This window comes from Ralstonia soli, from assembly GCF_023955655.1.
GTDB classification, from domain to species: domain Bacteria; phylum Pseudomonadota; class Gammaproteobacteria; order Burkholderiales; family Burkholderiaceae; genus Ralstonia; species Ralstonia soli.
Genome location: NZ_JAMXHT010000018.1, coordinates 1 through 11621 on the forward strand (window position 1 = coordinate 1; position 11621 = coordinate 11621).

The 11621-nt window shown below is 63.9% G+C and carries 10 protein-coding genes and 1 pseudogene; 4 read left to right on the plus strand and 7 right to left on the minus strand.

Annotated features, from left to right (window positions below):
- Positions 1–135: 135 nt before the first annotated feature.
- The 3 genes from NG900_RS26270 to NG900_RS26280 all read right to left on the minus strand — a co-directional run bounded on the left by NG900_RS26270 (position 136) and on the right by NG900_RS26280 (position 3142).
- Positions 136–804 carry a glutathione S-transferase family protein gene (locus NG900_RS26270; protein ID WP_252685298.1) on the minus strand — a complete coding sequence of 223 codons (669 nt, stop codon included), beginning with the start codon at positions 802–804 and terminating at the stop codon, positions 136–138.
- 86 nt (positions 805–890) lie between these two features.
- Positions 891–2645: a GGDEF domain-containing protein gene (locus NG900_RS26275; protein WP_252685300.1), complete on the minus strand. Its 1755-nt coding sequence runs from the start codon at positions 2643–2645 to the stop codon at positions 891–893.
- 215 nt (positions 2646–2860) lie between these two features.
- On the minus strand, positions 2861–3142 hold the full coding sequence (locus NG900_RS26280) for an antibiotic biosynthesis monooxygenase family protein (RefSeq protein ID WP_252685314.1): 282 nt from the start codon (positions 3140–3142) through the stop codon (positions 2861–2863).
- A gap of 329 nt (positions 3143–3471) precedes the next feature.
- On the opposite strand from NG900_RS26280, the gene NG900_RS26285 reads away from it, so the two are divergent.
- The 3 genes from NG900_RS26285 (at position 3472) to NG900_RS26295 (ending at position 6717) form a co-directional block, all read left to right on the plus strand.
- A complete protein-coding gene (locus NG900_RS26285; protein ID WP_252685302.1) occupies positions 3472–4521 on the plus strand; it encodes an AI-2E family transporter in 1050 nt (349 codons plus the stop codon).
- A gap of 160 nt (positions 4522–4681) precedes the next feature.
- Entirely contained in the window at positions 4682–4990 is a 309-nt protein-coding gene (locus NG900_RS26290) for a DUF485 domain-containing protein (protein ID WP_252685304.1), read from the plus strand.
- Entirely contained in the window at positions 4987–6717 is a 1731-nt protein-coding gene (locus tag NG900_RS26295; protein WP_252685306.1) for a cation acetate symporter, read from the plus strand. Before NG900_RS26290 ends, NG900_RS26295 begins: the two co-directional genes overlap by 4 nt.
- 68 nt (positions 6718–6785) lie before the next feature.
- Here NG900_RS26295 and NG900_RS26300 read toward each other — a convergent pair whose 3' ends face one another.
- The 4 genes and pseudogenes from NG900_RS26300 to NG900_RS26315 all read right to left on the minus strand — a co-directional run bounded on the left by NG900_RS26300 (position 6786) and on the right by NG900_RS26315 (position 10034).
- The gene (locus NG900_RS26300; RefSeq protein WP_252685316.1) at positions 6786–7241 is read right to left on the minus strand and encodes a MerR family transcriptional regulator; all 456 of its coding nucleotides are present in this window, start codon (positions 7239–7241) and stop codon (positions 6786–6788) included.
- Positions 7242–7246: 5 nt separating this feature from the next.
- Entirely contained in the window at positions 7247–8491 is a 1245-nt protein-coding gene (locus NG900_RS26305) for a saccharopine dehydrogenase family protein (RefSeq protein ID WP_252685308.1), read from the minus strand.
- Positions 8492–8501: 10 nt separating this feature from the next.
- Positions 8502–9415: pseudogene (locus tag NG900_RS26310) on the minus strand (acetoacetate decarboxylase).
- A 169-nt stretch (positions 9416–9584) separates the two neighbouring features.
- Positions 9585–10034: a MerR family transcriptional regulator gene (locus NG900_RS26315; RefSeq protein WP_252685310.1), complete on the minus strand. Its 450-nt coding sequence runs from the start codon at positions 10032–10034 to the stop codon at positions 9585–9587.
- Between the two features lie 150 nt (positions 10035–10184).
- On the opposite strand from NG900_RS26315, the gene NG900_RS26320 reads away from it, so the two are divergent.
- A complete protein-coding gene (locus tag NG900_RS26320; protein ID WP_252685312.1) occupies positions 10185–11117 on the plus strand; it encodes an NAD-dependent epimerase/dehydratase family protein in 933 nt (310 codons plus the stop codon).
- Positions 11118–11621 lie beyond the last annotated feature (504 nt).

Here is an 11621-nt window from a genome sequence, read left to right on the forward strand (position 1 = left end):
CCAGATGGACCAGGTGACGCAGCAGAACGCCGCGCTGGTGGAGCAGGCTGCGGCCGCGGCGGAGTCGCTGGAGGAACAGGCCCACAACCTCAACGAGGCCGTGGGGCAGTTCCGTCTCTCGCACTAATACCGCACTCAGCTGCGTGACGAGGCCGGGGCGTTTGCTGCCTTGGCCTTGTCCTGTTCTTCCGCAAGCGCCAAGTCGGCCGCTTGTGCGCGCTGCATGGCGGGGCGCGCCATCACGCGGTCAATGTATTCACGCACCAGCGGCGTTTCGGGGATGAGCTTGAACATCGTCGTCCAGCCCAGCGCCGCAGCCCACAGCACATCCGCCGCGGTAAAGCGTTCGCCCAGCAGGTAGGGGCCTCGCTCCAGTTGCGCGGTCAGCGTGCCCAGCATGGTGTCGAAATTGCCGTACGGCGACAGCGAATAGGCCGCCGGTTCACGCTTCATCGAGCGGTCCACAATCGCGGGCTCGAAGCACGCGCCGTAGAACACCATCCAGCGCAGGTACGCCGCGCGCAGCGGATCGCCCACCGCCGGCGAGAGCCCCGCCTCCGGATACAGCTCCGCCGCATACAGGTAGATGGCCACCTGCTCGGTGATGACCTCGTTGCCGTGGCGCAGTGTCGGCACCTTGCCCAGCGGGTTAATGGCGAGGAACTCCGGCGCCTTGTGTTGGCCCGTGCTCAGGTCGAAGGTGTGCAGTTCGTAGTCGGCGCCGAGTTCTTCGAGCAGCATGTGCGCGCCCCGTGAACGGCTGCGCGGCGAGTGATAGAGAGTGAGGTGACGGTCTTGCGGCATCGTCGGCTCCGGTGCAGTGTCGTTGAATGGCAACTGCCAATGTAGGGCAGCCATCCTCCGCTGTCTGCAGAATTTGCCGTAACGGTTCAGTCAGCCGCCGCCGATATATCGCGCGGAGGCGGAAAATCCGTCATCACGCAGTTGCGCCCCGCCAGCTTGGCGGCATAGAGCAGGTGGTCGGCGCGCCGCAGCAGGGATTCCAACTCGGGGCGGTCCGCCGCTTGTGCCACTGCCACACCAAAGCTGGCCGTCATGCGGCAGGGCAGGTCGGTGCCTGTGGGCACTGCCACCTCGGCAATGCGGTGGCGCAAGTGTTCGGCCACGGCCCGCGCCTGCGCAAGGCTGTCTGCCCAGATCATCACCGCGAATTCCTCGCCCCCGATGCGCGCCACCATGTCGGCCGATGGGCTGTCGGTGCGGCACAGGTCGGCGACGGTGCGCAGCGCCTCATCGCCCACGGCGTGGCCATAGGTATCGTTGACGCGCTTGAAATGGTCGATGTCGAACATGATCAGCGCAACCAGCGGGGCACGGGGCTGCGGCGATTTGCACATCGCGCCGGCTCGGTCTTCGAAGGCGCGGCGGTTCAGCAGTTTGGTGAGCGGATCGGTCTCGGCCATACGCGCGAGTTCCTGCATCAGGTGCGCGCGCTCGAGCTCGAGCCGGTGGCGCTCGATGCTGTTGATGCGCAGCACGCGGATGGCCTCGAACATCGCGCGGATCTCGCGCCGCGCAAAGCTGGTCGGGATATGCGCGCTCAGGTTGCCGCGCGCGATCGTGTCGATCAGGCGTGTGGCGTTGACGAACGGCACCACCACGTCGCGGCGGAACGAGATCGTCATCCACGCCAATGCCCCCAGCGCCGACAGCACCGCCGCCGCAGAGCCGATCAGTACCAGCAGCATCGCGCGCCGGTGCGCCCCGATGTGGTCTTCGGCCAGACGCAGCACGCTGTCGCGGAAATCGGTGATGGCCTGCATGGTCGGCACGTAGTGCTCGGCGAACTGACCGGTGGTGATGGGCGCGCCGCCGGGCAGGCTGGCCTGGGCGCGCACGGTTTGCACATAACGCAGCCCTTCACCGAAGTACTGTGTGGCGAGGGCCGCGGCGGCGTGCCGGTTGAGCGCGGGGTTGCCGATCGTGCGCGTGTCGATCATGTAGCGCAGCTGCTCCACGCGCCCAACTGTCCGTTCGATGGCGAACTGCTCGTCTCTCGTCAGCGGGCGATGCAGGGCCAGCGCGCCGGTAAAGCGCGAACCGAGCTGGCCGGCATACTCGCGCAGGTCTGCGGCCAGCCGCGCGAGGATCAGGCAATTGAGCGCGTCGGCATCGCCCCGGGTGATGCTGGCGGTGCGTGCATTGACCACCGGCAGGAATTTGGGGATCACCGCGATCATGCGGTCCACCGCGTCGGTCAGCGCAGCCGTGCTGCGCGAGGAGAGCGGCTGCTCAACCAGACGGTCGATATTCGCGCGCGCGGCGCGCAGGTCAGCCTGGGCTTGGTGAACGGCGTTGGTGTCGGCCGCACAGCCTGGGCAGTGATCGGGGTGCAGTGTGTCGAGCAACCGGGCAACGTGTTCGTCGCTGGTGGTGCGAAACCGGTTCAGTGTCGCCACGCGCTTGGCGGGCAGGGGCAGGTCTTCGCCCAGTACGCCGTTGGTGGGGCCGCGCTCGGCCGAGACTTTCTCCATGGCCAGCAATGCCATGCGCAGCGCCTGGAAACTGCGCGCGGCATCGTCGGCGCGGCCATAGGCCAGCCACGCATAGCCCAGCAGCCAGCACGACAACGACAGCACCGGAACGAGGACGATGGCGATGCTGGCGCCAAAACGCCTGTCCATCGACGTTTCAGAGGACATGAAAGAAGCGGAAGTGCCTTGGCAAGGGGTGGATTGAAGTCGGGCGAGGCCGCCCGGGCGCCGTCGCGCGTTGCAACGCAGGGCGCACATCCACGGCTAACGGCAATACCGGGGGCATCTTTACGTGCCATTGAACCCGGCGTGCCGCGGCAGACTGCAAACAAATGAAAAAAGAAGGGTGGCGAGACCTTCAGGCGCTACTTGACGGCCACTTCGGAGTGCACCACCTCGGGTGCCTTGGCAAAGAACGGTCCCACCAGCTTGCGCCATTCCTGGAAGTCATTCGACTCTCGGAAGCCGACCATGTGGTCTTCAACGGTGTCCCAGCGCACGAGCAGGACGTAGCTGGTGTCGCGCTCCACAATGTGGTGCAGCTCTGCGCCGTGGCAGCCCTTGGCCCGCGCAAACAGCGGTAGGGCTTGCTGGACGGCGGCTTCAAACTCGCGCTGCTTGCCGGGAAGAATCTCGAGGTGCGCCATTTCGAATACCACGTTGTGCTCCTTCAATGTGTTGAGGGGGCGATGCGGCAAGCCAATGCCTTTGTTCAGTCGGTTTGCCGTTGCCGCCCGGTTGAAATCACATCCGAGACTATAGTCGGTCCGCCTCCTAGCCACGACCCGGCTGCCGTTGGGTGGCCATCACCGCGATGGGTGCCTGGGCTGACATCGAATCGGGTGTTCAGGTAGATTCCGGCGCAGTGGCGTTGCTCGCCTGATGGGTTGGCGGCGGCATGGGCATACTCGAATTCCGCCTGCCCCGGGTGTGACCCGGGCTCATCAGACTTCACCTTCACGCAAACAAGCCAACCATGGACAGCGGACGCGACCACCAGAAATTCTTCCATCTCCTGCTGCTCGTTGTCAGCCTGGGGCTCGGCTGGATCCTCTCGCCGTTCTTCGGCGCGGTGTTCTGGGGCGTCATCCTGGCAATCCTGTTTCAGCCCGTGCAGCGGGCGCTGGTCGCTCGATTGGGAAAGCGGCGCAATCTCGCCGCGCTCGCCACGCTGGCGCTGATCATCCTCATCGTGATCCTGCCGGTCATCTTTGTTGCGGCGACCATCGTGCAGGAGGTCGGCATCGCCTATCAGGAGATCCAGAACGCGCAGCCGAACTACTCCCGGTATCTCTCGCAAGCGGTGCATGCGCTGCCCACCTGGGTTCAGCAACTGCTGGCCAAATCGGGGCTGACCAACATTGCCGGCATCCAAAAGAAGCTGTCTGACGGGGCGGCACAGATCAGCCAGTTTGCCGCCGCGCAGGCGCTCAGCATCGGCCAGAACACGTTCCAGTTCGTCATCGGCTTTGGCGTGATGCTGTACATGGTGTTCTTCCTGCTGCGCGACGGTACCGAGATCGGCCGCCGCCTGCGCCGCGCGCTGCCGATGGATGAAGAGCACAAGCGCCTGCTGCTGACGAAGTTCACGACCGTGGTGCGTGCCACCGTGAAGGGCAACATTGCGGTCGCGATGGTGCAGGGTGCGCTTGGCGGGCTGATCTTCTGGGTGCTCGGCATTGATGGCGTCGTGCTGTGGGGCGCGCTGATGGCGTTTCTGTCCTTGCTGCCCGCGATTGGCGCGAGCCTCGTGTGGGTGCCGGTGGCGGTCTATTTCCTGATGGCGGGCGCGGTCTGGAAATGCGTGGTCCTCGTCGCGTTCTGCGGCGGCGTGATCGGCCTGGTCGACAACCTGCTGCGCCCGCTGCTCGTCGGCAAGGACACCAAGATGCCCGACTGGGTCGTGCTGATCTCCACGCTTGGCGGCATGGAGCTGTTCGGCATCACAGGCTTCGTGATCGGGCCGCTGGTTGCCGCGCTGTTCATGGCGAGCTGGGACATCTTTGCGCGCGGGCAGGGGGAGTGATTGCCACCGGTGCCGTGCATGCCAAAGCAACGAAGAGCTCAGGCCCGCTAGGGAAAACCATAGTGTCTTCTACGTCGCTGCCGAGGGCCCGAGTAAGAGTTCAGTCAGTTTCGCTATCCAGAATCGCCGCACACATTCAAGAGCGATTCAGGAGACAGCGATGCAGGATGGTTTGGTAGGAAAAATCGCGGCGCATCCCAAGTATGCGCAGCTCAAGCGCCGGCGCAATGCGCTCGGCCTCTTTCTGACGGCGCTGATGCTGGTCGTGTACTACGGCTACATCGCGCTGATCGCATTCAACAAGCCGTTCCTCGCCAAGCCCGTGAGCGCGGGCGTGATGAGCGTCGGTATCCCGGTCGGCATGGCGGTGATTGCATTCACCGTCGTCATCACCGGCATCTACGTGCGCCGCGCGAACCATGAATACGATCAACTGACGCAGGACATCCTGCAGGACGTCAAGCAATGAACAAGACGCTTTCCATGATGCTGGTGGCCCTGCTGGCCGCCGGCGCCTGTGGTGCAGCCATCGCTGCGGGTGGCGATGTCGGACAGACCGCCAAGCAGGCAACCAACACCACGGCCATCGTGCTGTTCGCGCTGTTCGTGGCCGGCACGCTGTGGATCACCAAGTGGGCGGCAAAGCGCACGCGCTCCGCGGCGGATTTCTATACGGCGGGTGGTGGCATCACCGGCTTTCAGAACGGCCTGGCCATCTCCGGCGACTACATGTCGGCCGCTTCCTTCCTGGGCATTTCCGCTGCGGTGATGACCTCGGGTTACGACGGCCTGATCTACTCGATCGGCTTCCTGGTCGGCTGGCCGATCATCACGTTCCTGATGGCCGAGCGGCTGCGCAACCTCGGTAAGTTCACCTTTGCCGATGTGGCGGGCTACCGCTTCCAGCAAGGCCCGATCCGCAGCTTTGCCGCCATCGGCACGCTGGTGGTGGTGGCCTTCTACCTGATCGCGCAGATGGTCGGCGCGGGGCAGCTCATCAAGCTGCTGTTCGGGCTCGACTACTGGGTGGCGGTGGTGATCGTCGGCGCGCTGATGATGGTCTACGTGCTGTTTGGCGGCATGACCGCAACGACGTGGGTGCAGATCATCAAGGCGTGCCTGCTGCTGGCCGGCGTGACGTTCATGGCGATCATGGTGCTGGCGCAGTACGGTTTCAGCCCCGAAGCGCTGTTCGCCAAGGCGGTGGAAGTCAAGACCGCGATTGCCGCCAACGCCGGCAAATCGTCTGACGACGCTGCCAAGATCGGCCTGTCCGTCATGTCGCCGGGCGGCTTCATCAAGGATCCGATCTCGGCCATCTCGTTCGGCATGGCGCTGATGTTCGGCACCGCCGGGCTGCCGCACATCCTAATGCGTTTCTTCACGGTGCCCGATGCCAAGGAAGCACGTAAATCGGTGTTCTGGGCCACCACCTGGATCGGCTACTTCTACGTCCTGATCTTCATCATTGGCTTTGGTGCAATCACGCTGGTGCTGACCAATCCGGAACTTGCGGACGTGGCCAAGGGCGTGATCAAGGGCGGTGCGGGCACGGCCAACATGGCTGCGGTGCTGGTCGCCAAGACGGTCGGCGGCGACGTGTTCTACGGCTTCATCTCGGCCGTGGCCTTTGCCACGATTCTGGCGGTGGTGGCGGGGCTCACGTTGTCGGGTGCATCGGCGGTGTCGCATGACCTGTACGCCACAGTCTTCAAGCACGGCAAGGCCAACAGCGCTGATGAGCTGCGGGTGTCGCGCATCACCACGCTGGTGCTGGGCGTGATCGCCGTGCTGCTGGGCATTGCGTTCGAGAAGCAGAACATCGCGTTCATGGTGTCGCTGGCGTTTGCAGTGGCGGCATCGGCCAATTTTCCGGTGCTGTTCCTCTCGATGCTGTGGAAGGGTTGCACCACCCGCGGTGCGGTCATTGGCGGGTTCCTGGGCTTGATCTCGTCGGTGGGCCTGACGATCGTGTCGCCGTCGGTGTGGGAAGCCACGCTGGGTTATCCGAAGGGCTCGGCCTGGTTCCCGTACACGTCGCCGGCACTGTTCTCGATGACGATCGGCTTCGTGGGCGTGTGGCTGTTCTCGGTGCTCGACACCAGCGCGCGTGCCAAGTTCGAGCGGGCCGCGTTCGACGCGCAGCAGGTGCGTTCGGAAACGGGCCTGGGTGCGGCTGGCGCGTCGGCGCACTGAACGGTTAAGCAATGATCGGGAGCCGGGCGATGCGCAGTGCATCGCCTGTCTTCCCGATGTTGTCTCACCTACGCGTCTTCTGATGGACGCGGTGCCCTGGCAAGCGTGGGGCTTTCCCTGTGTTTTTGCAGCATCCACGACAGCAACCGCTGTGCGTTGGCAACGCAGTCGATGCCGTCCGGCTTGGACTCGATCTCTGCAATCAGCGCGACGATGTGCGCCTTGCTCTGCGCAAGCCGCGTCTGTAGCGTTTCCATGTCGTGCACTTTGCGGTGTAACGCGTTGAGCAGCGCACTACGCTCCCACTGTGCCAAGTCAGGCGGCAGCAGCATGCGAATCTCGTCGAGGCTGAAGCCGGCGTTCTGTGCGGTGGCCACCAGATCAAGCACCAGCAAGGCTTCGGGCGGGTAAGTCCGATAGCCGTTCGGCTGACGATCGACCGTCTTCAACAAGCCGATGCGTTCATAGAAGCGGATACGCGAAGCGGTCAGGCCAGTGCGCGCTGCCAGCTCGCCTATCTTCATCCCATTCATAGCCGCTCGAAGCGCAGGCCAGCGTGGCGGGTCAGGCGCTCGATGAAGCGGTCATCGAACATTGTGGCCGGTGTCCAGAAGCCGCCAGGGCGGCCGGTCTTGATGCCGTCCTTGACGTGGTCCAGTGCGAGACTGGCGGCGGCTTGACCCAGCATCTTGCCGGTGGACCCGTAGCCCGGGTCGCGATCGCCCGTGACTTTCACGCGCAAGGTCCGGCCATCATCGGTGCGGCCGAAGAAGCGGAGGTCATAGCGGCCGGCCAACTGGGCTTCGGGGCTGGGGCCTTCGCCGGGCTTGGGCAGCAGGAAGCGCTCCATCACGATGCGAGCAGGCTTGATGAGAATGCCCGCCATGAATGCACCGAGGCCAGCCACCATCGTCATGGCTTTCAGGCGGCCTTTCAGACCGGTGCCGGTGATCACCGCTTCGTCATAGGTGAACGTGTTGCCATAGGCGTTGCCCGACAGCGCGTTGGAGCGATGCACCACACGCTCGTTGATGGCCGCCATGACGAAGGGCGCGATCCACGCATCGAAATCGGCATCGAACGCGGCGCCTCTGACCGCGTGCTGGCGTGCCGTGAAGCCGTGCCCGGGTGGGCAGAGGGTGTACGGGTTGACGAGCGCTTTGCGAAGGGCGGGGTCGGCCGCGGCCTCCTGCACCACGTTGATCAGGCTGGCCACGGTTCCGCCGGACGCGCCGCCCTTGAGCGTCTTCACGCGCATCTTCACGCGGGTGGCCGGCGTGCCCCATTGCTGCATCGCCTGCTGCTGCAGGAAGTAGACGCCCGTGTCCGACGGCACCGAATCGAAGCCGCAGCAATGCACGATGCGCGCGCCGGATCGCTGCGCGGCCGACTCGTACTTTTCGATCATGCGCTTGATCCATTGGGTCTCGCCGGTGAGGTCGCAGTAGTCGGTGCCGGTTTCCACGCAGATCTGGATGAGCGGCTCGCCATACAGCGCGTACGGACCAACGGTGGAGACCACCACGCGGGTCTGCACGCACAGCGCGCGCAACTGGGCCGCATTGGCCGCGTCGGCCACGATGATGGGCAGCGAAGCGCCCGCTGGGCCCAGTGCGTGTTTGAGCTCCATGAGCTTCGCTTCAGACCGGCCCGCGATGGCCCAGCGCAGCGTCTCGCCCTGGCCCGAGAACTGTTCGGCCAAGTAGCGGGTCAGGATCTGGCCAACAAAGCTGGTGGCGCCAAAGACAACGAGGTCATGGTCCGGTGCGGTCATAGGGTCTTCCTCACATTGCAGAATGGTCGAATGCCTTCAGCGGCGTGGGCAGATTCAACACCAGCTGCGCGTCTCTTTCACCACGTCCAGCCGAAGCACGGTGGAGGCGCCGAGCCCGTCCAGCAATTGGGTCAGCGGGCCGCCATGGCGCATCAGCTTGATGTCGCGCGGAAACAGACGTTGCGCGTACGACAGCGTGTTGCTCTGCGCCGAGCTCTGATGCCATTCGCCGTCGACCTTGTTGATCGTGGTGGTCGTTCCCATGCGCGATTGCGGTACGGCGTCGTGCAAGGCGGGCAGCGGCGCGCTCAAGGTCAGATCTGGCTTGTTGCCCGATCCTGCAATGCGGGCCTTGACCGTTTTGCCGATGCTCATGTCGATGTCGGCACGCCACTTGGGCAACTGATAGCCGTGCACGCCGCGTACGCGTGCAATCTCCGTTGTGACGGGCAGCGCCAGCACATGCGCCACGAAGCTGCGGCGGCGCATGGCGTCGAGCAGCTCCAGCGCATGCGACCCGCGCGCGCCGGGCCGGCGGATCACCACCGCAACCGACACCTCGTCGTACGGGTCGTTGTCGCACACCGCGTAGGAGAAAAACGTCAGCGCGACCAACCCATAGCCGGGAAGGGCGCGCAGCGGTTCGAGCGGCTCAGGCAGCGTCGCCCGCAAGCGGGAGAGTGACGCAAGAAACAGCAGTTGAATGCTGCTGGAACGGTAGTAGAAGTTGGGTGCCCAGGTCGGACCAACACGCGAGGCGGCCAGGCGCTTGGGGATGCGGCGGAAGAAGTCGATGTTCCCAGCGGCGGGGTCCAGTGCCACCTCATCCAGGTTGGGGTTCATCCGGTAGCGGTCGTAGTAGCCGCCTTGCAGCACGTCGACCTTGTGCGGCCCGAATTCGACCTGTGTAAACCGCGTATCCATGTTCATGACCTTTCTCGATGCGTTGACTAGGAGTTCCCTCTGAGACTGGTAAGGGAAACTCTAAGGTTGAACTCAACTTGAAGGTCAAGCGTCTAGAGGGGATCGTCGAAGCGGGCTCACACCGCATCGGCAAAAGGCCGGGAAGATCGCCCGATAGGCGTGCTGCTGATCAGCCGGCAACGCGGCCACGGGCCTTGCTGCGCGCGGGGGCATTCTTGTTCTTGCGCAGACGTTCGAGCACCCACTTGGGTCGATCCGCGCATTTCAGTTCATCGGGCCGGTTTTCGATGCTCTCGATGGCGACGAGAAGTTGTGCCTTGCTCTGCTTGAGGCGCTTTTGCAGCGCTTCGATCTCGACCACCTTGCGGCGCAGTGCGTCCAGGAGCGCTTCGTGTTGCCAGTCCCCAGGGCCCACCGGCAGCAGGTGGCGGATCTGCTCGAGCGAGAACCCAGCGCTCTGGGCGCTGGCGATGATCTCCAGCATCCACACCGCGTCGGGCGAGTAGTCGCGATAGCCGTTCGACTGCCGCTCGACCGCCGTGATCAATCCCGCCGCTTCGTAAAAGCGGATGCGCGACGCCGCCAGACCGGTCAGCTTCGCCAGTTCTCCAATCTTCATTGCCGACCTCACGCGTGCATTGACATTCAACCCGACTTTAATCCTGCAGACGATTCGGCACCACCGCTAAAGACCGGCTTGACCTTCAAGTTGACTTCAAAGTTAATCTGCTGTCCACATACCGAAGCCGCAACTTCAAAGGTGGACGAAATGCAGACGATATTGGGCGCGAATGGTCAGATCGCGATGGAACTGGCACGGGAACTCCATCGCAACTACACCAGCGACCTGCGGCTCGTGAGCCGGACGCCGCGCAAAGTGAACGACACCGATGGGCTGGTGTCGGCCAACCTCCTCACCGCACAGCAGACGGCCGAGGCAGTCAAGGGTAGCAGCGTCGTGTACTTCACCGCCGGCCTGCCGCCGGACACCCAACTGTGGGAAACGCAGTTCCCAATCATGCTGAAGAACGCACTGGACGCCGCTCGGGCGGAAAGGGCGAAGTTCGCCTATTTCGACAACACCTACATGTACCCGCAGGACGCCCGCCTGCAGACGGAGGCCACGCCTTTCGCGCCGGTGGGGCGCAAGGGCCGGGTGCGCGCGGCTATGGCGACCATGGTGCTCGAAGAGATGGCGCGCGGCGAGATTCCCGTGCTCATCGGCCGGGCGCCCGAGTTCTATGGCCCGGGCAAGACGCAGAGCTTCACCAACGCGCTGGCCATCGAAAATCTGGAGGCTGGCAAGAAGCCCCGCGTACCGGTGCGCGATGACACGCGGCGCACGCTCATCTGGACACCGGACGCAAGCCGCGCGCTGGCGGCGCTCGGCAACACGCCCGATGCATTCGGTCAGACCTGGCATCTGCCCTGCGACGACAACCGGCTGACATACAAGCAGTTCGTCGCCATGGCCAGCGACGTGTTTGGCCGGGACGGGTCGTACACGGTCATCGGCAAGTGGGCCATGACTGCCGCCGGGCTCTTCTCCAAGCCCGTGCGCGAAATCCGCGAGCTGCTGCCGCGGTACGAGCAGGACAACCTGTTCGATTCCACCAAGTTCAAGCGCCGGTTTCCCGAGTTCAGGGTGACGACCTATCGGGAGGGGTTGGAGCTGATCCGGCGGGAGTGGGCGGCCAGATAGGCGCCGCTCGGGGTAATGCCTAGTGCTTCGTCCACGTTGGTGCGAAATGTGACTGGATCGACCCTAAGTTACTGAAATGGAAACGTTTTTTGCGATTCTTTCGTTTCTGCGCGCCCGGTTGGACTCCCCGCTGTCGAGATTCACTCAACTCTGAACCGGTAGGTCAGGATTTATGGGCGTTCCCGGCAGGAGTGCTCAGCCAACTTTGAACTCCTGGTTCGCTTAACTTTGAAATATCCGCGTTTTGGTTCACGTAACTCTGAACTTTCCGGAAGCGCCGCACACCGACCCCTTCAAGCGAGTCTACAGTCGTCTTAATGCTGGCAATGTGATACGCAACCGGACGTTCTGTCGCAGGGTGTTTGTGAAGAGCGCCCTTAGTGCGACAGCCGGAACATCTCCAGCGCCGCGTTGAGGTTGTGGGCCTGTTCCTCCAGCGACTCCGCCGCGGCCGCAGCCTGCTCCACCAGCGCGGCGTTCTGCTGCGTCACCTGGTCCATCTGG